Raw genomic sequence first — 26,592 nt, 5'->3', positions numbered from 1 at the left:
TCTGCTCACGCGTCATTGATTTCTGCGGGCCGCCGACCGCCAGTACGGAATAGGCGTGGAAGCGTATTCCTCTGGCGGCTACGCGGGATCCAGCACGGGCCGCTCAGGAAGCCCGCCGTTCTTCTCGCAGCGCAGCTCCTTGGCCATGGCCAGCGAGACGGAGTGGGCCACGGTCGCGTAGGCGTCTTTCAGCGCCTCGACGTTGCCCTCGGGTTCCTTCCAGGGATCCCGGTGCTCGACGCCCATGACGATGTGGGCCCCTGCCGTCGAGGAGAACCTGTCGCTCCGGCACGCGAAATAGACGTACGCCTGGTCCGCAGCCGCCAGCGTTTCCTCCCCCATCTTCAGCACAGTGAACTTCGGGTCCGGGGCACCCGTCGGCGCGCTGTCGCTGATCCTCCAGGTGATTCTGAGCTCAAAATCCGGCGCGTCGCGGGGCGTGTAGACACGGCAGGCATCCTCCGTCACGGTGGGGCCCGGGAACGCCCAGAGAAGGTCCGCCGCGGCCTTCGCGACGGTGTACTCCTTTCCCGACGCCTCGAACCGCGACGACCCCGTGATCACCTTCAGCGCCCGGGACGCATCGGCGGACACCGCCTTGCCACCACAGAGTTGCGTCCCCGCCACCACCTTGTAGTCCTTCGGAAGCCCGTCATCATCACCGTCATCTCCACAACCCGTCACCCCGAAAAGCAACGAGCCGGCCATGGCTGCGGAGAGCAGCCCCCCGCGCACCGACCCACGACTGATCACTGCCCACATCCTCATGTCCCCTTGACCGTCCACCAACATCAGCCGGTCTTTGGGTTGTTAACCAGCAGGTGAACCGTTCGGTGAAGTGGTTCTGCTCACGCGTCATTGATTTCTGCGGGCCGCCGACCGCCAGTACGGAATAGGCGTGGAAGCGTATTCCTCTGGCGGCTACGCGGGATCCAGCACGGGCCGGTCGGGGAGGCCGCCGTTCTTCTCGCAGCGCAACTCCTTGGCCATGGCCAGCGAGAAGGAGTGAGCCACAGTCGCGTAGGCGTCCTTCAGCGCCTTGATGTTGCCTTCGGGCGGCTTCGGCATCATCCAGCGCTCCACGCCTATGACGATGTGGGCCGCATTCGTCGAGTTGGGGAACCTGTCGCTCCGGCACGCGAACCGGACCGACGCCCTGTCCGCCGCCGCCAGGGTGCGCTCCCCCATATCCAGCGCGGTGAAATCCGGAGCCGGAGTTCCCGTCGGGGGGCCGTCATCCAGCCCCCAGGTGACTCGGATCGCGAAATCCGGCGTACCGTCGGCAGTGTAGATGCGGCAGACGTCGTCGCGCCCCCCGGTGGCGACCGGAAACGCCTCGACGAGGTTCGTCGCAGCCCGCGCGACGGTAGACTTCTCCGCCGTCGTCCCGAACCGCGACGACCCCGTGATCACTTTCAAGGCCTTGGACGCCTGCGCGGACACGGCGTGGCCACCGCACAGTTGAGTCCCCGCGAGAGCCTTGTCGACCGCGTCGTCGTCTCCGTCCCCACCACAGCCGGTGGCCCCGAGATACAAGCTGGCCACGACCGTGGCAAGGACTCCAACGCGCACCGGCCGACGATTGATCACTATCCGCATCCTTAGGTGTCCCCTCAGTCACCGGCCTCAGCCGGTCTCCGGACCGTTGCCCTGCTGCTGCTCCCGGTCGTTGCCAACCCCGTAGCCGAGCAGCATCGATTCACGAAGGTCTCGCGCGAACGTGCTGTTTTCGCGGTCCGGGACGTACCGCTCCAGAAAGTCCTCCGTCGGTGCCTCGGCCAGGGCCTCACCGGCGGAGAAGACGGCCCTTCTCTCCTCATCGGTGAGGTCCTCCATCTTCTCCTTGTGCTCGTCCACCGACTTGTCGGAGAAGTCACCGACCATCTGGCCGATGAGCTGTTCGGCGGCACCGCTGGCGGTGTCGGTCGCCAGCGGGATGAGCACCGCGGCCGTGCCCACGGCTGCGGTCGCGGGCAGGAAGGCGACGCCCGCCGCGATGCCCGCCGTGGCCCCGAACTCGACCCAGCCCGACCTTTTGGCTACCGCCTTCTCGTAGTCCTCGTGCGTCTTGAGGTTCGTCGCCTCCACCTGATCGGCCCGGGACTGGTCGAGCATGCCCTGCACCTCGGCGCCCACGAGTACGGTCGCCCTGGCCTTGGCAGCGACCTCATCGGTGATCTTTCCGTCCGGGCCCACTGTCCCTTCAAGCACGCTGCGGGTGTAGACCTGTTCCGCGGTCGAGACCGTCGCGTAGGCGTCCGGGTGCTGGCCCAGGGTGCTGAGGAAGCCCCGGGCGACGCTCCGCCCGTACTCGTCCGAGGTGTTCGCGAAGTCGAGGTGCCCCTCAGGGTTCTTGACCGGCGCGAACACGTTGCCCGGCTCGTTCTTGGTCAGCGCCCAGTTGATGTCGTCGATGTAGCCGGCGCCCATGACGCCCAGGCTGTCGGCCATCGCCTCGTGGTGTTCCTTGAGCAGACCCGGGTCCGCAGCGTATGTCTCCATGACCTTCTGCATGACCGCGACGTTGCCCTCGTCCCGCACCACGTTCGGGTTCGGGTCCCCGGCCGGGTAGCCGAGGGTCGCTGCTTCCAGGGCATGACCGAGGGCGTCGGGCATCTGGTCGAGCGACGCCTTGAGCTCCTTCTCGTCGAGCGTGTTGACGTCGGGGAAGGACTCCCACTCCTCGTCGGTGAAGAAGTCGAAGTAGTTGTCGATCGCCTCGCCGTCCTTGTTCTTTCCGAGGTCGACCGTGGCGCCCTTGTTGACCGTGCCGTCCTCGTTGTACGCGGTCGGGGGATCGGTGAAGAACTTCTTCGCCGCTTCCGGGCTGTTGCCGAGCGCTTCCAGCATGGCGGTGGCCGGGTCGTAGCCGGCCCCGTTCACTCCGGAGGGGTTGAACGGGTTCTTGAAGGTGCTGTTCACCGTCTTGCTCTCGGCGAACATGTACGGGTCCTTGGCGTGCAGCTGCGTCACGTGTTCGGCGATCGGGTTGAGGAACTTCGCGTCGTAGTTCCCGTTCCGCATGATCCCGCCGAGCAACTGGTATCCGAACGGGCCGCCGTAGTCGTACTTGTCGAGCGGGATGCGCTGCGTACCCAACTTGCGGAGCTCCGGCCCCCACTTGTCGGTGAATTCCTTGTCGTGGGAGGCGGTGGCCAGGTTGAGGCCGAGGTTCTTCTGGAGCGCCTGGACGTCCTTGAGGCGCTCGGGGTCGACCTTGGCGTACTCGTAGGTGTCCGTGGAGAGCTGGCCGAAGAACGCGAGCGACTTCTCGGGCCCGAGCTTCTCGTAGAAGCCCTTGGCGAACTCCATCGACGAACTGTTGTCCTGCAGCAGCTCGTTGAGCTGCTGCAGTTCTTTGTGTGTGATGTTCCGGCCCTTGCCTGCCAGAGCGGCGGCTCGGGCGGCCTCCTCCTGGTCCAGCTTCGTGTACGTCGGAGCGCCGAAGTCCTTGCGGTCGGTGACGTTAGTCTCGAGGGTGTTCTTGAGAGCGACGTCGGTGTCGTTGCAGTTGTCGACGATGAGGTCGATCCGCTTCTGCCACGACTCGATGTTCTGCTTCTCCTCTTGCAGAAGCTTGCTGTAGTCGGGGTCGTGTCGCGCCGAGGAGGTCTCGGACAACGGGTTGCGCGCCGTGACCTTGCCTTTGCCGTCCACATGGATGCCGGCCGCGGGCCCCTCGTGGTCCCGGATGTTGACCAGGTCGTCCCTGGCCTTCTTGATGGCCGCGTGACCCTCTTGCAGGATCAGCTTGACGCCCTTGGCCTCGGCCGCGGCGTCCGCGAACTCCTTGGCCGTCTTGGCGATGAACGGCTTGGTGACCCCTGCGTTGACGCCCTCCCAGGCCGCTTTGTCCGCCTTCGCCTTCATTCCGTCGGCGGCGTCGGTGGCGAGCTTGTCCAGCTTCCCCACCATCTCCGACCAGTCGTCGATGGCAGCCTGTAATTTCGCCAACGGGGCGTCGATTACGTCCTCGTACTTCAGCATGCCGAGCACTCCCCCGAGCCTCCTATTTCATGTATTCCGTGAGAACGGAAATCCGGGCCAGATCGCCCTCGATCTTCGCCTCGTCCTTGGCGTGCTGGGCCTTGCTGTAGTCGAGGTGATTCGAAATCTGCGCACAGGCGTCCAGCAGCGTCCTCATGTGGGCCTGCCAGAAGTCATGCACCTTCAGTACGGCCGAGCCGCTCACGAAGTTCCCGTTGGTCAGCGCCGTCGCCGCGTCGAACGTGGAGGTGCGGGCGATGTCGCCGTCCTTCCCCAGCCGCCCCAACAGGCCGTACGCGTCATTGCCGATAGCGCCGAGGTCGTCCCGATTGACCACCAGATCCCTCTCGCCACCGCCGCCTTTGCCGCCGTCGGCCGGAATGCTGTTGATCTGCATGCCGGTCCGCGCGGCGGCCGCCGCACGTAACTCGGCCCATTCTTGATCGAACGTCACGAATTCCCCCAAGTCCCTCCGGGCAGGCCACTCCACGGCACGCACGCGGCCACCGACCTGATCACCCGTCTTTTGTATCATCACCCGCCCACGGGGAGGCCGGTAGCTGATTCCTCGAAGCCCACACAACAACGCTCGAATCCCGGCAGGGCTTTGCGCCGCAGAACCGTCACCAGCTTCCGAAAGACTCGCGGGCTCAGCCCGGGAAGCAGTGCTGTCGACGCGGGACACCGGGTCAGGACGTCCAGCGGGTGTGGGTGAACCAGGTCTGGACCTCGTCGGCGGACAGCACACGAGTCAGCTCAACCGCCCCCGGCAGCATCGGGAAGAAGCGGTCAGCATTCCAACTGCGCTGGTATATCGGCTCGTCCAGCACGAGTAGGCGGTGTCCCTCCACAACGGGGAGGTCGTCGGGCAGCACCTCGTTCCAGATCCGTTCCCCGTCCGGGGCGAGGAGTTCGAAGGCCCCGGTCGCGACGGCCTCGGTGCGCCCCTGGGCGGGCTCGGGGTCCATGGCCAGGCGGACGCTCTCCGCCGACGGCTCGATGCCGGCCACGTGGCCGCCGCCGACGAGCACGTGGGCGAGCAGCGTGTGCAACTGGAAGTTGTCCCCGATGCCGCCGATACGCACTTCGAACCCGGTCCCGGTCGGCCGGTGCAACACCACCAGCGGCTCGTCGTCCAGGATCGCGAGCGCGTATGCCAGGCACTTGAGCTCGTGTTGCTCCAGGGCCGCCAGGTCGCGGCAGGCGGGGAGGATCGCGGATGCGTGCCGACGGCGCACCTCGGTGCTCCGGCACAGCACGGCCAGCGCGGGGGGGGGGCTGTCACTGCTCGACCGAGCACCAGGCCAGCGCCAGCCGCAACGCCTCGTGCGCCTCGCCACCCAGCCGGGCCATCAGCGTGTCGTCGATGATCTTCTCGTCGGCCTCCGGCAGTTCGTCCCCGGCACCGCCGGCGGCGGACCAGCGGCGGGCGAACTCCAGGGCATCGAGCAGGTCGCGGTGGGCTCCGTCGAGGATCGGCTCCGCACAGGCTGCCGGATCGGCACCGCGCTCCACACAGAAGCCGGCCATCGTCGCCAGCATCGGGCGCGGACCGGTGGGCGGAAAAGCGGGGAGCAGCGCGGCCAACCGGGGGCCCACCGGCACGCATTCGGTGCCCGTCGCCGACTGCAGGCCACTCATCGCCGCGGCGAACGCACGCTCCGTGCGGTCACCGTCGCGAGCGGTCACTGCCTGCTCCAGCTCTGCCATGACGGCGTCCAGGTCCACGGCCTTGCGCTTCCTTCTGAAGATCATCGGCACACCTTAGGCCCGAGGTCTGACAGGTGCCCTCCGATGCCATCCGGCCAGCTGGTCAACATTTACTGTCGGTTGTCGTTCTCGTGGACAGAGCCAGGCCGTGGGAGATCAGGCCGAGATCGCCCTGAAGAGTTGACGGCCCCCGCACAAACTCCGTTGCCGCTCCGCCCGCATCACCGACATCGTGAAGACCGTCCTGGCCTCGCACCTCGCCACGGCAGCCTGACGTCACCTCGGCCGGATACGTGCACGAGGACAGCGCCGTGCCATCAAGAACAGCAAAGGAGTCCGCTCACCTTGGCAGACGTCACAGTCACGTACGACGAGACCGCGAACGCGGCGTACATATACCTCACCGAACCACAGGCCCGCGTGACGGCCGCGCGCACGTATCCCTGCGATCCAGTGGACGTCGACGGCATGATCAACCTTGACTTCGACGAGCAGTGCCGCCTTGTCGGCATCGAGGTGCTGGCGGCCAGTTCGAAACTGCCCGTGCACCTGCTCCGGTCCGCGGAGCGACTGGACACCGACGGCGCATGACCAGTCGAGCACCACGTCCACGGCGAGGACGTGGGATGAGGCTCAGTGTCGTCGGCCATCGAACCTCTCCTTCAAAGCCCCCGCATCGACACCAACGCCATTGGGCAGAGCTTGGATCGGGCCGACGTGCCGGACCGATCCAAACCCTTGGGGGCAAGGCATGGAGTAAGCGTTCAGCGTCGGGCGTCTGGCGCTGCCCGGGGTGAGGTGCCAGGGCTCGGCTGGGCTCTCTCCGGCGTCGGGTGGTGGCAGGGGCAGGGGCAGCGGTGTACGAGCAGCAGGCCCCTGCCGTGTGGGAGCGGGATGTCTCGCAGGCGGCGACAGGCGTGGTGTACGTCCTCGTAGCCGGGGCGGTGCGCCAGAGCGCATTCCGGCGACAACTCCCGCGCCTCCCCCGCCCTTTCGACCAAACGCCGGCTCACTGCGCGCTCCCGGCTCGGTCGGGTGGGGACAGGACGGTGAGAACGTCCGGCTGCGGCGGGTAGTGCGCAGCGCACACCTGGCACGCGTAGACGACGAAGCCCGGCCCCGAGTTCTGATGGACGACGCCCACCACGACCGGCGTCTCAGTGATCACCTCGCAGCGCACGCACATCCGCACCGGCGGGCGAGGCTCCCTGTCCCTGTCCCCCGTGCCCATCACGCCGCCCTCTCCGCGCCGACGACATGCCGGTCGACGTCGATGCCGAAGTCCGCCGCGAGCGCCAAGGCCCTACGACGCCGGGTCTGCGTCTGCCGCGTCCGCTGCTGTTCCAGTTCCTGTTCCCGGCCGTGGTGAGCTTGCTCAACCGCGAGTACGTACGGGCGGACCGGGATCGTGGCGGCTCCGTCGAACTGCTCGGGGAGCCCGTACGGGGAACGGGCTGCGGGGAGTCGCCGCACGGCCCCCGCGTCGCGCTGTGCGGCAATGTGGGGGGCGGCCGGTTCGGCGGAGCGTGCGCCCGCCCTCCGCCTGCCGGTGCCGGGCGCGAACACGCCCAGGATCCAGCGCAGCAACGCGTGGATAATGCTCACTGTCATCAACCTCCATCGGGTTGGCGGCCATGCCCCCGGACGGCTCCACCCGTCGCGGGGGTCCTTGCTTCATCCACCATAGCCTGATGTAGCTTGATGCATCCAGCTGTAGCTAGAGCTAAAGATGTCGAGCGTGGTACGTCTACCTACTGTCGAGGAATGTCCCTTGACCCCGAATCCGGTCGACCGCTGTACATGCAGCTCGCTGACGTGATCGAGTCCAGGATCCGCAGCGGGGAGTACGCACCCGACCGCATGATCCCCGCGTCCCTCCGACTGTCCGAGGAGTACGGCATCGCGCATATGACCGTGCGCCGAGCCATGCGGGAGCTGCGTGAGCGCGGCTTGATCTACACCGTGTCCGGCAAAGGTTCCTATGTGGTGCCCAAGCCGCCGACCGGCGACCCCGAGGCCGACACAGCCGAGAGTGGCGAGTCCACCGACTGAAGGTGGGTGCCCATTTCCCAACGCTGCGGCACAGCACAGGGTGGGCACCTCCCGTGCGTGCCCACCCTGTGTTGCGAATTCGTGCCCGCACTTACATGAAGTAGCTGGCGCCCTTCAGGTCGCCGCCGCGGTAGTCACCGCCGGCGCCGTGGACCTTGTGCGAGATCTGCATCAGCGCGGTGTGGATGCCCCGCGCGTGCTTGTTCCACTCTTCGCTCTTGCCCTGGAACGCCTGGAACGCCTCGCCGCCCCAGCCGGCCGACACGTTGAGCACGGCCTGCCGCAGCGCCTCCAGGTCGTCCTCGAGCTTCTTGGCCTGGTCGCCGAGCTCGGTCGCGAGCGCGTCCATGGTGCCGTACGTGACGGCAAGTTCGTCGTAATGGGCTCCGGACATGTTTCCCTCGTCTCTGTGCGAATGTCAGCCGGCATTGTCAGTCCGGGCAAACAGTGTGGTTCAGCGCGATGCGTGGCTCGGGCTCGGGCTCGTCAGTAGCTGCTGAGCGCCGACGTCTTGCCACCGAGATCGTCGACCGAGATCTTGGTCAGGTCCGCCGTGATCTGGTCTTCGAGGTTCTGCTTGTCGGTCTTGGTCATGTGGATGCCCTCGAGGAAGTCCTCGAGCATCTTGCCGATCCCCACCATGTGGGTGTTGATCTCCGTCTGCTTGGCGTTGAACGCGTTGGCGCCCTGGCCCGTCCACGCCTTCTCGATCATGTCGATCGTGCCCTGCAGCTTCGCGAGGGAGCTCCGGATGTTGTCGTATCGGTCGATGACTTCCTTCTGGAGCTTGTGTACATCGCTGTCATTGAGCTTGCGGTCGACCATTGCGACACTCCTTCTTCGTGAGCTTCGATTCGCTGCTGACTGCGCGGTGGTCTGTGGGTCAGAACCGTTGCGGGTGACGGTTCTTCGTCATGCGTGGGTCGATCCAGCGCCTCGTCGTGAGCGGATCACGCCGAAGGCACCGCCTCCGATCACCAGAACGGCCGCTGCGGCTCCGAGCGCGATCCACATCGTGGTGTTGTCGGAAGCGTCGGCGGTTGCTGCTGCGGGGGCCTGATCGTCCGTCGAGTCCTTCGAGGGCTGCGGCGAGGCTGACGCGGAAGCGCTGGTGGAGGGCGCGTTGCCCGCCGCGTCCGTCACACCCGTGACGTTTTCCTTGGCGAGGGGGTCGGTGCCGGCGGGGCCGGGGTTGAAGCTGGGGTTCTCCAACACCTTGCGGGGGCGGATCAGGCCGTATCCGAGGTACGTGCTCGGGTCATCCTTCGCCCAGTCACGACCGGCGGTGTCGATCAGACTGGCGAGGACCTGGTTGGCGGTCCACTTGGGGTGGGCGGACCAGATGAGGGCGGCGGAGGCGGAGGCGATGGCTGCGGCTTGGCTGGTGCCCTGGCTGGGGCAGTAGGAGCGGAAGGTATTGTCGCACCAAGTGGGGACTTTCAGGCCGGGAGAAGCCAAGTCAACGTAGTTGCCGTGCTCCGAGAACTTTCCGACCGTTCCCTTCTCGTCCGAGGCTGCGACACCGACGACATTTGGGTAGGCCGCGGGAAAGTCGATGGTCTTGCTCTTCGGGTCGTTGCCGACGCTCGCGATCAGCAACTTGCCTTTGGATTGGGCATACTTGATCGCCGCAAGGTCCTCCGCCCTTTGCGTGTCTTCACCGAAGGACATGCTGATGATCTTTACGTCACTGTCAGCGATCGCCCTCATTACGGCCGCCATTGCGGGGGCCTTCTTTTTCTCGTCCCCGTTCGCCTGAACCTTCATGCCGATCCGAAAGGGAACGATCTTTGCCCCGGGGGCAAGACCCTTCAGACCTCCGCCAGCACCGGTACCAGCGATGAGCTCCGCCATGCTCGTCCCGTGTCCCAGGTAGTCCACATTTGCCTTGTACGCGACGGCTTTCGGCACTTCGGAGACGAGTACTTGCCCTTTCAGCGAGGGAGTGTCGGGGTTGACCCCCGTGTCGACAACGGCCACCTTGACGCCTTTGCCAGTGCTCACCTTCCACATTTCGTCGGCCTTCATCGCAGACAGGTACCACTGTTGGGACTGAACGTCAGCGGCCGACGTATTCGGAGCCAGCCCCGCCGAGAGAACGGCCAAGGCGCCGAGAGCTGAACAAACAACGGAAACCCGTCTCCCGTTACGTGTTGCAAAAGACATGCTCCGACCGCCGCGTCGGCTGATCCCTGCCACCATGACTCTGTCTGTCCTCGCTGTTGTGTGGTCAGTCGGTCGCCGACGCGTCATCGCGCCGCTCGTCACGGCGGGAACGCTTCTCGCGTGAACCCTGGTTGCCTGCAGAACCAAGCACCGTGCCCGGCACGCCGGAAGGGTTTCCACTCTTCTTGCCTCCGGAAACTCTTCCTCTTGGCGTTCCAACCACACCGTCAGGACTGCCGGCGGGGCGGCGAGCCGCCTGTCCTGTAGCCAGGCCCGCCGTTGAACGGGGCGCCCCGACCACCCCGCGCTGCCCAGGCCGTTCGCCTGCGGCGCGCGGCGTTGATGTGCCTTCACCACCGACGACCGTGCCGCGCGGCAACTTGGAAGCGTTGGAGCCGGCAGGACCCGCGGTGACGGGCCTCCCACCAACAACGCCATTGCCGACTCGTCCGACACCGGAGCGCCCAGCGCCGCCAGGACGGACAGGGTTCATGGTGCCAGCGCCGGTGACGGGACCGCGTGGGCCACTGCCAGTACCTCCTGCGGTCTGACCACCGGGCTTCGGCGTACCACCGACCACACCTCGCCCCGCGGGACCAGGGATGTGGCCGCCTGCCTTCCCTGCGGTGGCGGCACGTCCTACTGGCCCCATGGGGCCGGCGCCTGTACGCCCGACCCCGGTGCCGCCCGGCACGCCACCTGGGCGCCCCTGCGCCGGCGTAGGAAGCCTGTTAGCCGGCACGCCGCCGAATCCTGAACTACGCCCTGCCGGTCCCCGGAACGTTGGGGGTACACCAGTCGGCACGAATGAAGGAACCGATCCCGCCGGAGTTGCGCCAGGACCTGGCGTCGTGGGAGGCACAACGGTCGTCGGTTTCGTCAAATCCTGCGGCGGCAAGGTGCCGACGCTGTCGATCTCCGTACCCACGTGCCGTTCGGGAAGCCTGACAGGCTCGTCCCCGTCCTTAGGAGCCGAGGGCAAGTTTTCCGAACGCGGTCGCTCGACCTCAGATGCGACAGATTGGTGGCGTGGTGTTGCCGTGTCACCCACGCTTGGCAAAGTCCCTTGATGGCGCGGCTGCTCTTCCCTCGGATCAAAGCCCGGCGGCGGCTCCGGTACCCCCGCGCTCGGCATCTCCGGGAAGACCGGCTCCTCGGCCATTTCCATCATCCCGCTCGACACCGTGTAGAACGACGCCAGTCGGTACATCTGGTTGATCGCCTCTTGGCGGTCCTTCTCGGCCTTGACCGCCGCCGTGTACTCGGCGTTGCCCTCGACCTGCTGGGGCGTCGGGATGTCCTCGACCTTCTTGGGGACGATGCGGCTGTCGCGCGGGGGCATCGACTTGCGTACGGAGGCGAGGCCGGAGCTTGCCGCCAGGACCTGGGTGCCCACCTCGTCGGTGTACGTGGCGAGCGCCAGAGCCGTGGTGGTGAGGTTCATGCCCCAGGTGTAGAAGGCGGTGTGCGCCTCGCCCTCCCAGTCGACGTTGCCCAGATTGCGGCTGAGTTCGTCGGCGGCGTCGTTGATGGCGTCCCGGGCGTCGACGAGGGCCGTGGCGGCGCTCTCCAGCGTCTCCGGGCTCGCCGACTCGACGATGTCGATCATGGTGTTGAGCTCGTAGCCCTCGAAGCTGGTGTTGCCGAAGCCGCCGGGACTGCTGAGCATCCCGGGGCTGATCACCGCGGCCTTGTTCACGGCGTCGTCCACGCCGCTGTTCTGCTGGGTCGCGTCCTGGCGTTCGGCCTGGTAGTGGTCCGGCTTCTTCTTGTCGCCGCTCATCAGTACCCCGCGTCCGTGTGGTCGGCGTCGTTGGTCCGCTTGATCTGCGGGTTGAGCGCCTCGTCCCGGTCCCGGTTGACTTCGGTCCGGATCTCGTGGAACCGGTACCGCAGTTCGTCTTCCAGGTTGTCGAAGGTGACGTCCACGCCGTGCACGGCGATCTGCATCGCCTCCAGCTGGAGCCCAAGTGACTTGGAGAGCGCGGTGATGCGCTCGTGGACGCGCTCGTACTGCAGGTGGAGGGTCTTTGCCTCCGGGAACTCACCCGCTCCGAACGTGGCCGCCGACAGGCTGTGGCCGGCCACCTTCGCGGAGCCGCCCGCAGATTTCTCGAAGGCCGTGAGCAGGTCGTCCACCCGCTTCTTGAACGTCGAGAGCGCCATGTAGCCGCGCCGCATGTCGGCGCCCCCACCTGTGTCCGCAGGAATCACGACAGCCCATCTCCCCGTTTTCCGCTGCCCGTCCTGAGCAGCTCAACCCACGCCTCTCACGTGTTCATGACCGCAACACAACCACTGTAGTGGGCTCCTCCGACAGTCCCAACTGCCATATGCAACAACCCTGCTACCGCTCCTTGGGCACACCACCTATTCTTCGCAGAACGTCACAACCTCCGCGCCATCCAGCGCCGGGCGCCGACTTCGCTGGGGTACTCGCGGACCGTGAGCGTGGCTACGAGCCAGCCGACGCCCCACGCGACGATCGCCGGCAGGACAGGTGCCGCGATCAGCAGGGGGAGAACAGCCGCACGGGCCAGTCCCCCGGCGCGTCTGCTCTCGCCGCGCTTGGCGTCCCACATCTGCTGGGGAGTGGGAGGAGCGAGAAGCTTTCTGCGGTGATCGCGGCGCTGCTTCATCCACCCCCACACGACAGCCACGCCGGACGCGGCCGCCTGTGCCCAGTCCCACACGGTGCGCACGGCGGGCGGCAGGTCGCTGCGGGGAACGCCCAAGTAGAGCCTGAGCGCGATATAGCAGATGAAGGCGAGGACGAGGAGGAACAGGACGGCCGTCCAGATTCGGCGTGCCCAATAGCGCGTACCCCGCTCGTACCAGGTGGTGCCCAGTCCCGGCAGAAGCGGGATCGGGTCGGGGGGTGCCTGCGTCGTCATGGTCGGGACCCGTGCTTCTCCAGCCAGCGCCGAGCTCCCACCTCGCTGGGGTATTCGCGCACGGTGAGCCACGCCGTGAGCCAGCCGACGATGTAGGCGGCGAACGCCGGCAGGACGGGGGCGGCGAGCAGGACGAGGCCCCGGCCGGCGGCGATCCGGCCGGGGCCACGACTGTCGTGGTCGCTCTTGGCCAGGCGGGTCTGCTCGGGCGTGGGCGGGTTCAGCAGCGCTTCGCGGTGACCTCGGCGCTGCTTGAGCCAGCCCCAGGGCAGAGCCACACAGGACGCCGCCGCCTGCACCCAGTTGGCGACGGTGCGCGCGGGCGGCGTCCACTCGCTGGTGAACCCCCGGTAGAGGTTGAGCGCCAAGAAGCAGACCATGGCCATCACCACGAGGAGGAAGACGGTGGTGCGGGCGCGGCACAGCCAGTAGAGCGTCCCGCGCTTGTACCAGGTCGTGCCGAGCTTCGGCAGCGCCGGAATGAGAACGGGTGTTTCCTGGGCAGAAGCCTTAGAAGAGGCCCGTGACGCCATTCCAGATGTCCTTCCCGAGGCGTACGACGTCGCCTCCCGTCTCTGTGGCGACGTTTCCGGCACCGTGCAGCACACCGCCGACCACCCCGTGGTCGTGGACGTCCTCGCTCCAGTGCTCGTGGAACGAGTGGTCCAGCACGTCTGTCGCGAGAATCGTCGCCCCCACGCCGACCACGGCGACCGCCGCCGCTCCCTCGACCGGCAGGGCGGCCACCACGGCTGCGCCGACGGCCACACCGCCGAGCGCCACTCCGCCGTCGACGACCACGGAGTGCTGCCAGGACCAGCCCTTGTCGTGGTCGTCCTTGGCCTCCACCAGGCCGCAGGCGGCGGCCGCCGCGACGTCCAGCACCGGGATCTCCCTGAGGAACTCGGGGAGTTTCGCTACGCCTTCGCCGAGGCGCAGCGCGTCCGCGGCGTCGGCCAGTTTGACGTTGAGGGCGCGGTCGTAGGGCAGGGCAGTACTCCCGTGGTCGGCACGGGCGATGGCGTCCTCGAGCGAGTCGACCTGTGTCACCGCGTCCCGGTAGGCGCTCTTAGCGGGGAGATCGTCCGGCAGCGCGCGGCCGGCCTTCTGGAAGGCCTTGCGCTCCGCCCGCAGTCCCTTCTTGGCGGCCCGTTCCTCGGCCTTCGCGTCGTCGAGCAGTGCGCGGGCCTTTCTGCCGCCGGCCCGGGCGTCCTCGGCGTCGTAGGCGTAGAGACCGCGCAGGGCGTCCGCGATGGTGATCTTGTCTCCGGTCGAGACCGGTGCCGTCACCTGCGCGTAGAGGCCACGCAGACCGTCCGCAGCGACGAGACGCGCGTGCTGGGCGGTGTGCAGGATCTCGGTGCGGACCTTGCCGTACTCGACGAGGGCGGCGATCGTCTTCTGATCGTCGGAGCTGGGCGGACTCGCGGTGAGCATCTCCAGCGGGACGCCCTTCTCCCCCATGGGGACGCCTTTGCCCGTGGCGACGTGCTCAGCGTTCTGCAACGCCGTCTCGCAGGCCGTGAGCGCGCCGACGAGCGTGTCGAGGATGTCGCCCGCGCTGTGCACGAGCGTGGCGAAGGCCCCGGCCGTCAGGGCGTCCTCGCTCCAGGTGGCGCGGAAGGTCTCGGCCGCCTCGCCCTTCCAGGCGGCGTCGCCCACCAGGGCCTCGACGGCACGGCTGACGGGAGTGATGACGTCGTCGAGCTTGTCCTTGGCGTTCTTGTACGTCTCGGCCATCGTGCGCAGTCCGCCGATGTCGCCGCCGACCCAGCTGTCGGCCATCAGCCGTCCTCCGCCATCAGGTCCTCGAAGAGTCCGTGGACGTCGATGTCGTGTCGCCGGAACGAGTCGCGGGCGTACGTCACCTTGTCGCCGTGGTCGTCGAGGCGGTCGGCGAAGCCGATGTGCAGGGCGACGATGAGGTCGGCGACCTCTTTGAGCGCGTGGTCGAGGCCTGCGTCGCCGCCGCCGACCAGGGGCGGGGCGACGTCGGCGTGCAGCTTGCGGTAGTTGACGGCCTCGTCGTGGAAGGTCGTGGACATCGAGGTGAGGTCGCCGAGGACGGCCTTGAAGTCGGGCGGCATCAGCGCATCTCCCGGGCGTAGGCGGCCAGGTCGTCCGGCTGCCAGTTGTGCCTGCCGGGGGTGACCCGTGGGTCGAGGAGGACCGTCGCGTCGTACGCGCCGACGGCCTCGGCCAGGAGGCCGATCGAGGTGGCGACCCAGGGCTGCGCCTCGCCGAGCGCGGCGACGAGCCGGTCGCGGGTGGTGAAGGCGTAGGCCACGGTTCCGGTACCGGCTCCGGTCGCGTCGTCGGCTCCGGTCCGGGTTCCGGTATCAATCCCGTCCGCGGTTCCGGCGGTTGGGTGTGCGAAGAGTTCGTACGCTATGAAGGGCACGCGGGCCGGACGGCCGTCCGTGTCCGTGACGTCGGCGTACCGGGGGTGGGCCGGGACGAACACGGGGGTGTGGTAGGCGGGTACGCCGGGCACGGGGGCAGGGGATGCGGGCCGGGTTGCTCCGGTCTCGGCGGCCTCGGCGTATGCGAGAAAGCACGATCGAACCGGCTCCGGCTCCGGCTCCGGCGTCGGCGTCGGCGTCGGCGGAGACGCCGCCGGGCCCGCCCCTGTGCGCGGCGCTGCGGGCGGCTCCTCGATGTAGTCGAGGAGGCTTGAACGCATGGGTGTGCCCACCGCCGTCTCCTGTTCCCCGTGAACCTGCGGATGCTGTGGCGGCACCACCGTAGCCAGGCTGCTTTCGGGCAAGTCCGGCTATTTCAGGTCGGCAGGGACGGAGCATGCGGAACGCATACAGGTGTTTGGCCGTGGCCAGATCAGTGCTTGACCGCGAAATGACCTGGTGGCCTGTCAGGGCACGTCCGTCGGCGCACCGGGGCCGTAGTCGGCGCGCGGGGCGCTCAGTCGGCCCGCGACGAGCGCGAGCCAGCCGCTGGGGGCGTACGGGGCCGGCGGGTCGACCTCCATGCCCAACTCGGCCACGGCCAAGGCGTAGTCGGACTCGTCCAGGTCGAGGGCGAGCAGTTCGTGCAGTTCGCCGACGAGGCGGGCTACGAGGTGCGGGTCGGTGGTCGAGCGGTAGTCGTCGACGGCCGCGTCATGGTCGTCGAACTCGTCGGGCATGTCCTGCGAGAACCAGCCGCCGAGGAACTGGCCCAGTTCCGGGAAGCGGGCGTGCCACTCCCAGTGGGTGGCGGGGACGGCGGGCGGCGGGACCTCGCCCTGCTCGACGCTGTGCCGGAGGTGGTCGGCCAGGCAGTACAGCCACCGTTGAATCTCGGCCTCGGGCAGACCGACGTCCGGGACGGCGTAGAACTCGCCCAGGCGGAGCCGGAGTCGGCCCGGCGGGTTGTCGGCGTACTCGCGCAGTTGGCGTTCCGCCACGGCCAGGGCCCAGGGGCGGGTGTGCCAGGTCTGACGCAGATAGGCGGTCAGAGCGTGGCTCGGCTTGTCGGGGGTGTCGTCCGCCGGCTGGCCGGCGTAGGCGCGGATCACCTGGTCCAACTCGCCGTAGCGGCGGTCGTGTTCGAGGGGGCTCAGGGGCACGGTGGGCAGCCTCTACAGGGTTTCTACTACTGGGTTTCTACAGGTACACGGGGAAAGTCGCGTGAACGGCGAAGCCGTGCGGGCGGCTTGCGTCCCGCTTCAGGATCACCCGGGCCGCGCGCACGTCCACTGGCTCCCGGCCGGCCAGCATCATCGCCTGCAGCAGCACTCGGCCGACGGGATCGGGCCGCGAGGGCCATGACGCCTCGATGACCAGGCGCGGGCGCGTGGACCCGGCCAGCCAGCGGTGGATGACCTGCTCGTTGGCGGTGACGACCTGCTGGGTGGCCCACTGGGCGGTTTCGCGGTCGGGGTAGGTGGCAGTGCGAGTACGCATCGCTCGGCTCCTGATCGGTTCGGCGCTGTGCTGAGAAGACTGCTCCGGTCGGGATTATGCAGAGGTCCACTCCGGCGCATGGTGCTCGCGCATATGTGCGGTGAAGGTTTCGATGATGAGCGGGAGCCAGTCCGACCAGGCAAGGTTTCCTGATCCCAAGCCGTGTTCCTCTTCGAAGAACCGTCGCAGCGTGTGCTCGCTGTGAAAAATGGTCAGCGCTTCAGTGCATTCCGCCGCGACAGGAGGGAGGCACCACAGACAGATGGGGTGGCAGTGTTCGATGAAGAGCTGGAGCCCCTCCGCCTCCGTCATTTCCTCCTCGGTCGCCATTCCGTCCTGGCCGTAGTAGTTCAGGAGGAACTCGGTCAGCTGAGGAAAGCGGCGGCCAAGTTCCTTGCTCGTGGGGTTCGCCCCGAGGAGCTTGGTCACGAAGCCCGACTCCCAGGCTTCCGCGCACTCAGCAATGGTCCGCAGCACCGACCACGGCTCGTCCACAGTCCAAGCGGCGATGAGTTCACCCAGGTCTTCGGGTACGGAAGCCCTGCCGCCCGAGTCCGGTTCCAGGGCATCGGCGATCAGACGTACCTGCGCGGCGGCCTCAAAGAGGTTCCGCCCACCTCTTCTGCCGGCCAGCCACAGGGATCGCAGAACCGGTTGCAAGGCTGTGTCACGCTCCGCCGCGTGATCGAGCGCCCGTCCGTCACGGAACACCGACAGAAGGGCTCGCGCACCCGCAAAGCGGAAGTAGTTGATCGTGTCCTCGCTGAGCATGTCGCTCGGCCACTCCTCGGTTCTACCTCGTGTATTCAGCTACGAGGGCCGTCCGCCAGCGATGTGACGACCTGACAGCAGAAGGGTGCCCCTGACCTGCGATGATCTGGATTTCCTAGATCAAGAACGTCGCAGAGTGGGGGCACCCGACAGGTGCAGGCTACCGAATGGAATCACCGGCTCGTCGTGCGGGCCGACGGCAAGAACCTGGTCGGGCACGCGGGCGTGGTGCTGCTGCGCCGGATAGCGGACCGCGTCGGGCTGACCCGGGCCCTGACCGCCGCGCTGCCGCAGGGCGTCGGGCCGGGGTGGCGGGATCGCGGGATGGCCCTTGTCCAGCTGGCTTGCGCGATCGTCCTCGGCGCGAGGAACATCCTGCAGGCCGAGCAACTGCAGCATCACTGGCGGCCGTTGTTCCCCTGTCCGGTCTCGGACAGCACCCTGTGGCGCACGCTGGAAGCCATCGACGGCCCGGTCGCAGCCCGGGTGGAGCGCGTCCGTGCCGTGATACGGCGTGGGGTGTGGACGCTGCTCGCCCTGCGCCCCGGCGGGTTTCCCTGGATCTCGGTATGCGGGCGCAAGCTCACCAACTGGTACGTCCTCGATCTCGACGCCACCCTCGTGACCTGCACCAGCAAGAAGGACGGCGCGGCCGGCACGTTCAAGGGCAGCTACGGGCATCACCCGCTGGGAGCCTGGCTGGCCAACACCCGCGAATGCGTGACGATGCTGCTGCGGCCGGGCAACGCCGCGGCCAACGACATCGCCGACCACAAGAGCGTCCTCGCGGCAGCCCTGCACCAGCTCCCGCTGCCGCTGTGGTCGAAGCTGCTGATCCGGATCGACGGCGCGGCCTTCAGTCATGGCCTCCTTGAGCATCTGCAGGCGCTGACCACCAGCCGCCGCCGGGTGCGCTGGATCACCGGCTGGGCCATCAACACCGCCGACGAGAGAGCGATCGCACTGCTGCCCGCGGACGTGTGGAGTGACGCGCTGCGCCAGGACGGCGAGGTCCACGAGATCAAGGGCCCGGACGGGGAGAAGGTCACCTACCAGGTCGCCGAGCTGACCGGGGTCCGCGACCTGACCGGCTGGCCCGAGGGGACACGGCTGATCGTGCGCCGGGTCAAACCCTCGCGCCGCGACCTGAAGAAGCTGACCGCGTTCGAGCAGCGCACCGGCTGGCGCTACCAGATCGTCGCCACGAACATCCCCACCCACCAGGGGCTTTCCGGGGTCCCAGGCTCCGGACAGGTGTGGTTCGTCGACGCTCTCTACCGTGATCACGCCGAGGTCGAGGACCGCATCAAAGCGATCAAGAGAGTCGGGCTCGGGCTACTGCCCTCCAAGTCCTTCCAGCTCAACGCCGCCTGGATGCTGGCCGCCACCCTCGCCGCCGACCTCGACGCCTGGACCCGACTCCTCCTCCTGCACGACGAACCCGAACTCGCCGCCGCCGAACCGGAGACAATCCGGACGAAGCTCTATCACCTGCCCGCCCGCCTCACCACCCACGCCCGCCGGCGCACCCTGCACCTCGACCGCACCTGGCCCTGGGCACCCGCGTTCGCCACCGCCTGGCGACACGCAACCGGCCTCCCGGCCGACACCTGACGACCGGCCCCGCCCCAACGACACCGGAGAGGAGGGAACCCGCAGCACCCTCGGGCCCGTGGAACCCGACGCCCCGCAGCGTCACGCGACGGCCCATCCTCGAACGGCAGGGGATATTACGGGCAAGTCGCCGAGCCGACCGGCGTCACACCGCCAGTGAAGAATCGAGGTCTACGCGTCGGTTCCGTGTCAGTTCTTTGTCGGCGTGGACGTGATGAGCGTGAACGACGGGTCCATACCCGGATCGGGCTTCACCCGGATCTGCACGCCGTGCGAGTCGACTACATTCGGCGGCTGTTAAGAGTTTAGATAAGCCTGGAAATCCACCTTGGAAAGGCTTTCTCCGGTCACCCGACCATTCGCGTCATGATACGAAAGCACCCGGGCCGCGCGCACGTCCACTGGCTCCCGGCCGGCCAGCATCATCGCCTGCAGCAGTACTCGGCCGACCGGCTCGGGCTGCGAGGGCCATGACGCCTCGATGACCAGACGCGGGCGCGTGGACGCGGCGAGCCAGCGGTGGATGACCTGCTCGTTGGCGGTGACGACCTGCTGAGTGGCCCACTGAGCGGTCTCGCGGTCGGGGTAAGTGGCGGTGCGGGTGCGCAAGTTCTAGGCTCCATCAAACGGGGGTTGAACGAACAGAGAAAGCCAACCTGTTCGAACGAACGGCTCACGTCGCATCATCGGAATGACCAAACCATCCCCACTTCCTTCTCCGAGATAAGCACCAACCCGAAGTCATATGTGCGCACAGAAAAGGAGTACCAGCGAGAAACCCGTTGGTAGTAGTCACGCGTATCGCTACCATGTCCAGTGTTGGCATAGAAGTGCGATCCGTCAGGAAAGCGCGACAGGATGACACGGGCATTCGCTTCGAGGAGCTCCCGGCGCTCCGCAAAGTCCTGCTCCTTTGTGACATCGATCCAGGGGGTGGACAGGGCCACCAGGAATCGCGAGGCCTGAGAGCGCGGGATCTCATGCAGGTAAAGCTTCCAGGAGTCCGCCGCCGCGACGACCTCCGGAGGCATGACGAAGGGGTAGGACGGCTCGTCAATCCTTTCGAGTTCACCCTCCCACATGTCCACCGCGCGCCAACCTCGGGCGTCGCGAGTGTCACCGCGCATCAAGGTGGACAGGTCGAGCACCCAGTTCTCATGCTTTCGATTCGTCGTCCCGGCAATGGTCGCCCGGCGCTCGTACATGCCGATCGCATTGGACCATGAACGCTCATCGAGTTCGGTCATCCCTGTCTCCTCAAGCGTTCTGGGACGCGGGCAATACCACGCACGCCGGGGCCTGATTGATTCCTCGGTCACCATGCATGGAAGGACCAGACCATCCCGACCTCCGAATCAGAGACGAGGAACAGCCCGAGATCCCAGAGGTGCACGGAAATCGTATTACAGCCGGGAATCCGCTTGTAATAGTCGAGATTCTCACTGTCCCGCCCTGTATTTGCATAGAATCGGGAACCTTGCGGAAAGCGGGACAGGATGATGTCGGCTTTCCCCTCCAAGGATGCCCTGCGCTCGTCAAAGTGCTCCTCTTTCTCTACATTGAGCCAGAGCGTTGACAAAGCGACGAGGAATCTCTTGGCGGAAGGAAGCGGAATTTCTTGCAGTCGGGTCTTCCAGGCGTCGAGAGCCGAAGGGTCGTCGGACGGCACCATGAAGGGGTAGTAGGGATCGCGTAGCCTCTCAAACTCCCCCAAAAGTGGATCGCACAACCGCCAGCCGCGATTGTCGGCCGTGTCACCGTGCATCAAGGCGCGCAGGTCAAGCGCCCAGTCCTCGTGCTTTCGGCTCGTCACCTTGGCAACCGTGTACCTGCGCGCGTACATACTGAGCGCCCGAGCCCACGACTCTGCATCCAGCTGTCTCATCCGGCACCTCCTCATTCGTCATCATGCGGGCATGGACGTCAGGACGACGAACGGCGGGTCCAGACTCGGTTCGTACTTCAAAATTGTGAGGACGCCATGGGCGTCTCGCGGCTGAGTCGGGTTACTCCCCACTACTGGTGCTGTACGCCCGGTCACCACAGGAGACCCCAAGACTCCATCGGTGACCGAAGGAACGCTAAATTCATTCTTCAGAGGGTCAGGCGGCGGATTCTCCAGCCACTTGTCAATTTTCGCAGAATTGCTCCGTATATTATACTGGGTGTATTCTTGAGCAGAATCCAGATCGGTAAACGTGGAAGCTGCAGGGATCTGCGGCATTCCCGCGCCGTTCGCCTCGTCCCGCAACCGTTGGGTCAGCTGGGCGTCCGTCAGGCCGACGTGTTTGTCGATACTGTGGCCCCCGTACAGTTCCTCCTCGGTGACCAGGTCCATGGAATACTTGTAGGGAATCTGGTTCTCGGTCCGTTGCCAGCTGTGCTCTTTCTTGAAGTCGTTCAGGGAGCGGGCGCCGTACGCTGCCGCGCGCGCCGCCTCCGCTCGGAACGTGGGCACACTGAGCAGCGCCTCGTCCAGCTCGACCTCCAGCGCCAGCAGCTTGGTGGCGGCGTCGCTGAACTCCTGGTGGTATTTCGCGACCGCAGCGTCAGCGGCGGCCTTGTCCATGTGTGAGCGGAAGGTCAGCACGATCTCACCGAAGGCCATCGTCGCCGCAAGCCGGGTCATCTCGGACAGGTCGAGGCCTGTGGTGAGATCCTTGGCCGTCGCCTTCGCGGCCTCCTCGCCGAGCCGGGTCGTCGTCTCCGCGGTCTTGACGCGCACGTCGGCCAAGTGGTCGAGGGTCTCCTGCACCGTGTTGGCGGTTTGACGGAGGATCTCGATGATGGGCCGCTGCTTCGCCGGCACCACATTGCGGTTGGTCTTCCAACTGCGGCCCATGGAAGCCCGGTTGCCCTGAGCGTCGTAAGTCCTGCCCCATTCTGTGGTGCCCCAGATGGTCTGGCAGAACGCCTTCATCGCGCCCTGCCACTCGTCGTTGCCCTTGTTGTTGGTGATGAACTTGATGGCGCCGTTGAAGTCGTCCGACACCGCCTTGGCGTCCTTCTCGACTGCACGCCAGGCCGTGGCCATGCCCTTGAGTTCTTGGTCCCTGGCTCCCGGAGTGATCTCAGGCATCTTGCCGAGGTTGAGGCCGTGCTCGATCGCGGGCCGGATGACGTCGGCCAGAAAGTCCGGGATCTCTCCGAGCATCCCGGAGATGTCCCAGGAGTCGGCGTCCTCGCCGGTGCCGGACCACTTGATGTCGTTGACCGGGCCATACCGGGGCGGCTTGTCGATGACGGCAGGCAGAGGCTTCTCCACCGGCGGCGGGCCATACATCTTGCGGGCGTGCCAGTCGGCCTGGGTGTATTTGTTGGCCGTGTCCGTCAGACCGACGGCGACCCCGCCCACGCTGACCACGCTCTTCGCCCAGAGCTCCAGGAACTTCTCGTTCACCGACTTGTACACCGAGGCGAAGGAGTCCGCGCCCCATCCGGTTCCCGCCGACTGGCTGTACTGGTTCAACGCGTCGACGAGCGCCGTGGCACCCTTGTCGTAGTCGAATTGCCCGTCACGCACCACGAGCGCTGTGTAGTGCAGATGCTGCGGCTGTACGTCGAATCCACCGCCGCTCGACTTGGGCGAGCGGGTCCGGGCCTGCGCCCTCTCCTGGGCGCGCTCCTCGTCCGTGGGCCGCTCGGCCATCAGACCGCCCCCCAGCCCCGTAGCACCGCGAGGTGAGCGGCCGTGTAGTTGGTGCGGCCCGTGGTGACGTAGTCGTGGAGCCATTTCTGGGCGGCTTGCAAGTCCTGGGCGGAGCGGTCCCACTCGTCGAGTTTGTCGACGAAGACCTCTCGGGTCTCGCCCTGCCACGACAACACGACCGGCACGACCCGGTCGTAGAGGTCGTCCAGCTTGCCGTTGAGCTTTTTGAGGACGTCCTCGAGATCGGCAGCCAACTCGTCGAGGGTGGCGAAGGAAACGGATATGTACTCGTCGTCGGGTGCGGCGCCGGTCGACATGATCCCCCTGTGGTCGTCTCAACAACTACTTTTCCGGAAAGGGCTCGGGGCGGCCTACAGGTCGTCGAGGCTGCTGCGCGGTGCTGTCGGCGGCGGGTCGGTGTTCGGGGTCGACAGACGGGCGACCTCGCTGTCGACGTCCACCTGGATCTGCCGCATGTGTGCGAGCACTTCGAGGTCGTCCCGGGAGAAGCCGTCGCGGCTCAGCCGTACCGCCTCCTCCAGCAGCTTCATCACTTCACGGATGCGTACGGCGTCCTCGGCCGCCGCGCGGTGGAAGTCGCGGTACGCCGACGCCGCGGGGCCGCGCCAGCCGGCCTCTATGCGGTCGACGATCGCGTCCATGCGCTGCACCTGTTTGTCCAGGTGATCCTGCATGTCGTCGAGGTCGCCGGCGAGTTTGGTGAGATCCGTCGCGGTCACACGCAGATTCGGGCCGCTCCCCTGCCCCGAGCCGGCTCCGGGCACGCCCATGGCCTACCTCCGTCCCCCGACGCATCGGCATCCCAAGTCGCTTGCTGTTGCGATGATCCCATAAGTCCGTGCCCCCTACACGCCTCAACTCGCCCCGAGGTCAGGTACGTCGGCCCTTCCGCGCCGCTACTCCGCCCCCGCGAGCCGGCGTGAGCGTTTGCGGGCGTCGCGGATCGCGACCGCTGTGCCGGTGAGGCCGGCGACGAGGACGGCCGCGGCGACGGTGACGTAGGTGGCGAGGCGGGTGTTGCGTTCGTCGGGGGTCTCGCCGATCTGGAACTTGGCGGGGGACGGGGCCTCGGCCTTGCCCAGGCCGCCTTCGGGGCGCGGCGACTCGATGGGGCGGTCGTCCTCCGTCAGGGCGCGGACCGGGTCGACGACGCCCCAGCCGACCAGGCGGTCGTGGCCCGCGATGGTGCGTTCCGCGGTCTGCTCGATCTGGGCGACGATCTCGCGTGCGGTCCAGTCCGGGTGCCGTGCCTTGAGCAGCGCGGCCACGCCCGCCACGTACGGCGCGGAGAAGCTCGTCCCGTTGTCGGAGCAGTGGCCGCCCTGGGGCACCGTGGAGATCATGTCGACGCCGGGGGCCGCGACGCCGACGAACTCGCCGGACTGGGAGAAGGAGGCGCGTTCGTTGTTGCGGTCGGAGGCGGCCACCGCGAGAACGCCGTCGTAGGAGGCGGGGTACGTCTCCTTGATGTTGCCGCCGAGGCCGTCGTTGCCCGCCGACGCCACGACGACGATCTTGCGGGCCAGCGCCTCGTCGATCGCCTTCTCCAGGTCGGGGGACGGCTTCAGCGCGTTGGAGGTGTCCTGCGAGATGTTGATGACCCCGGCCCCCGCCTGGGCGGCGTACCGGATCGCCTGGGCGAGGGATTTGGTGTCGCCGTGGCCCTCGGCGTCGTTCTGCTGGATCGGGATGATGGTCGCCTCGGGGGCCAGGCCCACGAAGCCGGTGCCGTCGAGGGGGCGGGCCGCGATGATGCCGGCGACCTTGGTGCCGTGGCCGACGGTGTCCGTCGTGCCGTTCTCGTTGCCGCGCTCGATGGGGTCGCCGTCCTCGTCCTTGAGGTTCTTCGGCAGGAGGTTGCGGCCGGCCTTCACGTCCACCGCGCGGGCGAGCTGCGGGTTCTTGACGTCCACGCCCGTGTCGATGACGGCCACGCGGACGCCCTTGCCCTTGGAGCGGCTCCACAGTTCGTCCAGCAGGACCCGCTGCAGGGACCAGGGGCGGCCGGGGTAGTCGCCGTTGGGGAACGCGCACTGGTCGGAGTAGGGCAGCTTGCCCGCCGCCGGTGCGGCCGCCGCGGGGGGCGCGAGGACGGTGGCGGTCGTGAGGAGGGCGGCGGCCGTCGCGAACGTCGCCCGCAGGGCCCAGGTAGAGGGCCGGTCCGACGTCGTACCGAGCGCCTTCGTCGCCGTATGCGGTGCCATCGCCGTCTCCCTTCTCACGAGCCCTGGGGCTGGCGGGCCGCCGCCGTCGACAGGCGGGGACCGGTGGGCAGGAACTCCGACCAGGCGGCCGGGATCGGCGCCGGGTCGACGTCCTTGTAGCCCAGCAGGGTCTGGGCCTGCTTGGCCTCCTGCTGCTGCTTCTCGCGCTGCTCGGGGGTGGTGCCGATGCCCGCGTCGTCGGTCGCGCTGTCGCCGTTGGACTGCAGGACGTAACGCAGTCCCGTGTCGGTGACGAGGAAGACCGGCCCGGCCTTGGTCTCCTCGCCCTGGAACTGGCGGTAGAGCTGGCCGGAGCCCGGGGTGACGTAGGCGCTGGAGGAGCCCGTGGCCAGCTTGGCCGGGAAGTCGTCGCCCGCCCAGGTGCTCAGGGTCGTGGCGCCCGTTCCGGCGTTCACGCCCCGCAGGACGGTGCAGACCGTGCTGCGGCTCCCGGCGGCCGACGACGCCTCGTTGACCGGCACGGGGCTCCCCGTCGGCCAGTGGCGCTCGGTGCCGAACGGCCCGCCCGGCACGATCGCGCCGGGGCTCATCTCGCGGGCGTGACCGGCCTGGCCGAGCGGGGCCAGTTCCTTGCTGAACAGCAGCAGCTGGGCGACGAAAGCGGACACGGGAGCGACCCGGCCCTGCACCACCACGTAGTACTGGGCCTTGTTGTTGTCGGACGCCTTGAGCACCATGCCGATCTTGTTCGCCGCCTCGTCCAGCTGGCCGGGCGCACCGGCCGCGGAGCCGGGCTGTCCGGGGACGTCCGGGAAAGCGATCGGGTCGCCCTGGTGGAGGGTCGCCAGCCATTCCGCGGAGACCCGCTGCGGCTGCCGTCCGGAACCGACCACCGCGCGCAGCAGCAACTCGTCGTCGTCGCCCACCGGATACGCCGTGCCGGCCGCGTCCACGACGAAGCGCTTGCCGTCCGGGCCCGCCACGTAGAGCAGTTGGCCGCCGTGCAGGCGCTCCGAGCCCTCGGTGGCCGCCTTCTCACGGGAGGCCAGCACCAGCGCGGCCTTCTGGACGGACGCCCCGCCTCCCGCCCCCGGCCGCTCGCAGACCGCCCAGCGCTTGGAGGTGCCCGCCTCGGACGCCGAGGGCAGCCGGTCGGGGGCGTACGGGATGCCGACGGTCACGCCGTGCGGAACCTTGCCGCTGTCGAGGACGGACTCCGAGACCGTCACCACGTCGCCCTGCCCCTCCTCGAGGAGCAGTTTCGCGGAAGCCATGTTGAGGACCGGGTGCAGCTGGACCTCCTTGCCGGTCCGCAGGACGACGTAGCGGGTGGTCGACTTGCTCGCGACGATCACCTTGGCGTTGGGCTGGTCCCAGCCCTTGGGGGCGGTCGGCTTGAACATGCCCCACGCCCCGAAGACGGCCATGACGATCACCCCGACCACGATGCCGGGCAGGATTCCGCGCAGCGGTCGCGGCGCCCCCTCCTCCGAGCCGTCGGGCGACGACTGCAGGAAGGCCGCGAGCATCCTGCGCTTCGCGAAGGTGTAGGCGTTGAGCTGGTCCCGCCGAGATGCCATCTGTGCTCGTCACTCCCCGTTTTCCGGCCGATCCGCGGGTATCTGCTGCGCGGGCGGGCCCGGTTCCCCGTCTTTCGTTGT

32 protein-coding genes are annotated in these 26,592 nt (G+C 67.5%); 3 read left to right on the top strand and 29 right to left on the bottom strand.

Going from position 1 to position 26,592, the window contains the following annotated elements; all coding sequences use genetic code 11:
* Nucleotides 1-78: 78 nt before the first annotated feature.
* The 6 genes from QA802_RS30405 to QA802_RS30380 form a co-directional block, all read right to left on the bottom strand.
* Nucleotides 79-768, bottom strand: coding sequence for a hypothetical protein (locus QA802_RS30405; protein ID WP_334529211.1), 690 nt, complete (start codon nt 766-768; stop codon nt 79-81).
* A 153-nt stretch (nt 769-921) separates the two neighbouring features.
* Entirely contained in the window at nt 922-1,599 is a 678-nt protein-coding gene (locus tag QA802_RS30400) for a hypothetical protein (protein WP_334529208.1), read from the bottom strand.
* 27 nt (nt 1,600-1,626) lie between these two features.
* A complete protein-coding gene (locus QA802_RS30395; RefSeq protein WP_334529205.1) occupies nt 1,627-3,987 on the bottom strand; it encodes a hypothetical protein in 2,361 nt (786 codons plus the stop codon).
* A 22-nt stretch (nt 3,988-4,009) separates the two neighbouring features.
* Nucleotides 4,010-4,441, bottom strand: coding sequence for a hypothetical protein (locus QA802_RS30390; RefSeq protein ID WP_334529202.1), 432 nt, complete (start codon nt 4,439-4,441; stop codon nt 4,010-4,012).
* Nucleotides 4,442-4,676: 235 nt separating this feature from the next.
* Nucleotides 4,677-5,225, bottom strand: a complete 549-nt coding sequence (locus tag QA802_RS30385) for a hypothetical protein (protein ID WP_334529199.1) — start codon at nt 5,223-5,225, stop codon at nt 4,677-4,679.
* A 43-nt stretch (nt 5,226-5,268) separates the two neighbouring features.
* Nucleotides 5,269-5,742 (bottom strand): hypothetical protein, encoded by a 474-nt coding sequence (locus QA802_RS30380; RefSeq protein WP_334529196.1) that lies wholly within the window; start codon nt 5,740-5,742, stop codon nt 5,269-5,271.
* Nucleotides 5,743-6,042: 300 nt separating this feature from the next.
* Here QA802_RS30380 and QA802_RS30370 point away from each other — a divergent pair, with 300 nt between their 5' ends.
* A complete protein-coding gene (locus tag QA802_RS30370; RefSeq protein WP_334529193.1) occupies nt 6,043-6,288 on the top strand; it encodes a DUF2283 domain-containing protein in 246 nt (81 codons plus the stop codon).
* 418 nt (nt 6,289-6,706) lie between these two features.
* On the opposite strand, the gene QA802_RS30365 is transcribed toward QA802_RS30370, so the two are convergent.
* A complete protein-coding gene (locus QA802_RS30365) occupies nt 6,707-6,865 on the bottom strand; it encodes a hypothetical protein (protein WP_334529190.1) in 159 nt (52 codons plus the stop codon).
* Nucleotides 6,866-6,927: 62 nt separating this feature from the next.
* A complete protein-coding gene (locus QA802_RS30360) occupies nt 6,928-7,308 on the bottom strand; it encodes a hypothetical protein (protein ID WP_334529187.1) in 381 nt (126 codons plus the stop codon).
* 153 nt (nt 7,309-7,461) lie between these two features.
* Between QA802_RS30360 and QA802_RS30355 the strand changes: the two genes are divergently transcribed.
* Complete coding sequence (locus QA802_RS30355; protein WP_319172355.1) at nt 7,462-7,749, top strand: GntR family transcriptional regulator; 288 nt, start codon at nt 7,462-7,464, stop codon at nt 7,747-7,749.
* A gap of 91 nt (nt 7,750-7,840) precedes the next feature.
* On the opposite strand, the gene QA802_RS30350 is transcribed toward QA802_RS30355, so the two are convergent.
* The 13 genes from QA802_RS30350 to QA802_RS30290 form a co-directional block, all read right to left on the bottom strand.
* On the bottom strand, nt 7,841-8,143 hold the full coding sequence (locus tag QA802_RS30350) for a WXG100 family type VII secretion target (protein ID WP_057579477.1): 303 nt from the start codon (nt 8,141-8,143) through the stop codon (nt 7,841-7,843).
* Nucleotides 8,144-8,235: 92 nt separating this feature from the next.
* Nucleotides 8,236-8,574 carry a WXG100 family type VII secretion target gene (locus tag QA802_RS30345; protein WP_319172505.1) on the bottom strand — a complete coding sequence of 113 codons (339 nt, stop codon included), beginning with the start codon at nt 8,572-8,574 and terminating at the stop codon, nt 8,236-8,238.
* 87 nt (nt 8,575-8,661) lie between these two features.
* Nucleotides 8,662-9,915: a S8 family serine peptidase gene (locus QA802_RS30340; protein ID WP_443042193.1), complete on the bottom strand. Its 1,254-nt coding sequence runs from the start codon at nt 9,913-9,915 to the stop codon at nt 8,662-8,664.
* A 64-nt stretch (nt 9,916-9,979) separates the two neighbouring features.
* Entirely contained in the window at nt 9,980-11,698 is a 1,719-nt protein-coding gene (locus QA802_RS30335; RefSeq protein WP_334529177.1) for a WXG100 family type VII secretion target, read from the bottom strand.
* A complete protein-coding gene (locus QA802_RS30330) occupies nt 11,698-12,129 on the bottom strand; it encodes a DUF2563 family protein (RefSeq protein ID WP_334449533.1) in 432 nt (143 codons plus the stop codon). Before QA802_RS30330 ends, QA802_RS30335 begins: the two co-directional genes overlap by 1 nt.
* Before the next feature lie 173 nt (nt 12,130-12,302).
* Nucleotides 12,303-12,809, bottom strand: coding sequence for a hypothetical protein (locus QA802_RS30325; protein ID WP_319172317.1), 507 nt, complete (start codon nt 12,807-12,809; stop codon nt 12,303-12,305).
* Nucleotides 12,806-13,342, bottom strand: coding sequence for a hypothetical protein (locus QA802_RS30320; RefSeq protein ID WP_334529173.1), 537 nt, complete (start codon nt 13,340-13,342; stop codon nt 12,806-12,808). Before QA802_RS30320 ends, QA802_RS30325 begins: the two co-directional genes overlap by 4 nt.
* Nucleotides 13,320-14,594 (bottom strand): WXG100 family type VII secretion target, encoded by a 1,275-nt coding sequence (locus QA802_RS30315; protein WP_334529170.1) that lies wholly within the window; start codon nt 14,592-14,594, stop codon nt 13,320-13,322. The genes QA802_RS30320 and QA802_RS30315 overlap by 23 nt, the downstream gene beginning before the upstream one ends.
* Nucleotides 14,594-14,896, bottom strand: a complete 303-nt coding sequence (locus QA802_RS30310) for a DUF6317 family protein (RefSeq protein WP_319172321.1) — start codon at nt 14,894-14,896, stop codon at nt 14,594-14,596. Before QA802_RS30310 ends, QA802_RS30315 begins: the two co-directional genes overlap by 1 nt.
* Entirely contained in the window at nt 14,896-15,303 is a 408-nt protein-coding gene (locus QA802_RS30305; RefSeq protein WP_334529164.1) for a hypothetical protein, read from the bottom strand. The genes QA802_RS30310 and QA802_RS30305 overlap by 1 nt, the downstream gene beginning before the upstream one ends.
* 375 nt (nt 15,304-15,678) lie before the next feature.
* Complete coding sequence (locus tag QA802_RS30300) at nt 15,679-16,374, bottom strand: contact-dependent growth inhibition system immunity protein (RefSeq protein WP_334529160.1); 696 nt, start codon at nt 16,372-16,374, stop codon at nt 15,679-15,681.
* Between the two features lie 37 nt (nt 16,375-16,411).
* Nucleotides 16,412-16,711, bottom strand: coding sequence for an RNase A-like domain-containing protein (locus QA802_RS30295; RefSeq protein ID WP_334529157.1), 300 nt, complete (start codon nt 16,709-16,711; stop codon nt 16,412-16,414).
* Nucleotides 16,712-16,765: 54 nt separating this feature from the next.
* Nucleotides 16,766-17,482: a hypothetical protein gene (locus tag QA802_RS30290; RefSeq protein WP_334529154.1), complete on the bottom strand. Its 717-nt coding sequence runs from the start codon at nt 17,480-17,482 to the stop codon at nt 16,766-16,768.
* A 153-nt stretch (nt 17,483-17,635) separates the two neighbouring features.
* Here QA802_RS30290 and QA802_RS30285 point away from each other — a divergent pair, with 153 nt between their 5' ends.
* Nucleotides 17,636-19,096 (top strand): IS1380 family transposase, encoded by a 1,461-nt coding sequence (locus QA802_RS30285; protein WP_334518312.1) that lies wholly within the window; start codon nt 17,636-17,638, stop codon nt 19,094-19,096.
* 297 nt (nt 19,097-19,393) lie between these two features.
* Here the strand turns inward: QA802_RS30285 and QA802_RS30280 are convergent, their stop codons facing one another.
* From QA802_RS30280 to eccB, 8 genes are all read right to left on the bottom strand, one after another.
* Nucleotides 19,394-19,705, bottom strand: a complete 312-nt coding sequence (locus QA802_RS30280; protein WP_334529151.1) for an RNase A-like domain-containing protein — start codon at nt 19,703-19,705, stop codon at nt 19,394-19,396.
* Between the two features lie 74 nt (nt 19,706-19,779).
* Nucleotides 19,780-20,343 carry a hypothetical protein gene (locus QA802_RS30275; RefSeq protein ID WP_334529149.1) on the bottom strand — a complete coding sequence of 188 codons (564 nt, stop codon included), beginning with the start codon at nt 20,341-20,343 and terminating at the stop codon, nt 19,780-19,782.
* 68 nt (nt 20,344-20,411) lie between these two features.
* Entirely contained in the window at nt 20,412-20,981 is a 570-nt protein-coding gene (locus tag QA802_RS30270) for a hypothetical protein (protein WP_334529146.1), read from the bottom strand.
* 21 nt (nt 20,982-21,002) lie between these two features.
* Nucleotides 21,003-22,745 (bottom strand): RNase A-like domain-containing protein, encoded by a 1,743-nt coding sequence (locus tag QA802_RS30265; protein WP_334529143.1) that lies wholly within the window; start codon nt 22,743-22,745, stop codon nt 21,003-21,005.
* Nucleotides 22,745-23,062, bottom strand: coding sequence for a WXG100 family type VII secretion target (locus QA802_RS30260; protein ID WP_334529140.1), 318 nt, complete (start codon nt 23,060-23,062; stop codon nt 22,745-22,747). The genes QA802_RS30265 and QA802_RS30260 overlap by 1 nt, the downstream gene beginning before the upstream one ends.
* Before the next feature lie 54 nt (nt 23,063-23,116).
* Entirely contained in the window at nt 23,117-23,536 is a 420-nt protein-coding gene (locus tag QA802_RS30255) for a WXG100 family type VII secretion target (protein WP_334529137.1), read from the bottom strand.
* Between the two features lie 126 nt (nt 23,537-23,662).
* Entirely contained in the window at nt 23,663-24,970 is a 1,308-nt protein-coding gene (mycP, locus tag QA802_RS30250; protein ID WP_334529134.1) for a type VII secretion-associated serine protease mycosin, read from the bottom strand.
* Between the two features lie 14 nt (nt 24,971-24,984).
* Nucleotides 24,985-26,511 (bottom strand): type VII secretion protein EccB, encoded by a 1,527-nt coding sequence (gene eccB / locus QA802_RS30245; RefSeq protein ID WP_334529131.1) that lies wholly within the window; start codon nt 26,509-26,511, stop codon nt 24,985-24,987.
* Nucleotides 26,512-26,592: the final 81 nt, after the last annotated feature.

Origin of the sequence: Streptomyces sp. B21-105 (genome assembly GCF_036898465.1) — a bacterium.
Lineage (GTDB): Bacteria > Actinomycetota > Actinomycetes > Streptomycetales > Streptomycetaceae > Streptomyces.
This window is presented reverse-complemented; position numbering and strand designations above follow the sequence as displayed.

Bases quoted from the DNA above. Each gene is read 5' to 3' on its own strand.
- QA802_RS30255 (WP_334529137.1), bottom strand. From the start codon at position 23,536: ATGGGCGTGCCCGGAGCCGGCTCGGGGCAGGGGAGCGGCCCGAATCTG.
- QA802_RS30315 (WP_334529170.1), bottom strand. From the start codon at position 14,594: ATGGCCGACAGCTGGGTCGGCGGCGACATCGGCGGACTGCGCACGATG.
- QA802_RS30340 (WP_443042193.1), bottom strand. From the start codon at position 9,915: ATGTCTTTTGCAACACGTAACGGGAGACGGGTTTCCGTTGTTTGTTCA.
- QA802_RS30380 (WP_334529196.1), bottom strand. From the start codon at position 5,742: ATGATCTTCAGAAGGAAGCGCAAGGCCGTGGACCTGGACGCCGTCATG.
- QA802_RS30265 (WP_334529143.1), bottom strand. From the start codon at position 22,745: ATGGCCGAGCGGCCCACGGACGAGGAGCGCGCCCAGGAGAGGGCGCAG.
- QA802_RS30345 (WP_319172505.1), bottom strand. From the start codon at position 8,574: ATGGTCGACCGCAAGCTCAATGACAGCGATGTACACAAGCTCCAGAAG.
- QA802_RS30360 (WP_334529187.1), bottom strand. From the start codon at position 7,308: ATGACAGTGAGCATTATCCACGCGTTGCTGCGCTGGATCCTGGGCGTG.
- mycP (WP_334529134.1), bottom strand. From the start codon at position 24,970: ATGGCACCGCATACGGCGACGAAGGCGCTCGGTACGACGTCGGACCGG.
- QA802_RS30310 (WP_319172321.1), bottom strand. From the start codon at position 14,896: ATGCCGCCCGACTTCAAGGCCGTCCTCGGCGACCTCACCTCGATGTCC.
- QA802_RS30275 (WP_334529149.1), bottom strand. From the start codon at position 20,343: ATGACCGAACTCGATGAGCGTTCATGGTCCAATGCGATCGGCATGTAC.
- QA802_RS30325 (WP_319172317.1), bottom strand. From the start codon at position 12,809: ATGACGACGCAGGCACCCCCCGACCCGATCCCGCTTCTGCCGGGACTG.
- QA802_RS30400 (WP_334529208.1), bottom strand. From the start codon at position 1,599: ATGCGGATAGTGATCAATCGTCGGCCGGTGCGCGTTGGAGTCCTTGCC.
- QA802_RS30405 (WP_334529211.1), bottom strand. From the start codon at position 768: ATGAGGATGTGGGCAGTGATCAGTCGTGGGTCGGTGCGCGGGGGGCTG.
- eccB (WP_334529131.1), bottom strand. From the start codon at position 26,511: ATGGCATCTCGGCGGGACCAGCTCAACGCCTACACCTTCGCGAAGCGC.
- QA802_RS30290 (WP_334529154.1), bottom strand. From the start codon at position 17,482: ATGCTCAGCGAGGACACGATCAACTACTTCCGCTTTGCGGGTGCGCGA.
- QA802_RS30260 (WP_334529140.1), bottom strand. From the start codon at position 23,062: ATGTCGACCGGCGCCGCACCCGACGACGAGTACATATCCGTTTCCTTC.
- QA802_RS30320 (WP_334529173.1), bottom strand. From the start codon at position 13,342: ATGGCGTCACGGGCCTCTTCTAAGGCTTCTGCCCAGGAAACACCCGTT.
- QA802_RS30270 (WP_334529146.1), bottom strand. From the start codon at position 20,981: ATGAGACAGCTGGATGCAGAGTCGTGGGCTCGGGCGCTCAGTATGTAC.
- QA802_RS30350 (WP_057579477.1), bottom strand. From the start codon at position 8,143: ATGTCCGGAGCCCATTACGACGAACTTGCCGTCACGTACGGCACCATG.
- QA802_RS30355 (WP_319172355.1), top strand. From the start codon at position 7,462: ATGTCCCTTGACCCCGAATCCGGTCGACCGCTGTACATGCAGCTCGCT.
- QA802_RS30295 (WP_334529157.1), bottom strand. From the start codon at position 16,711: ATGCGTACTCGCACTGCCACCTACCCCGACCGCGAAACCGCCCAGTGG.
- QA802_RS30395 (WP_334529205.1), bottom strand. From the start codon at position 3,987: ATGCTGAAGTACGAGGACGTAATCGACGCCCCGTTGGCGAAATTACAG.
- QA802_RS30335 (WP_334529177.1), bottom strand. From the start codon at position 11,698: ATGAGCGGCGACAAGAAGAAGCCGGACCACTACCAGGCCGAACGCCAG.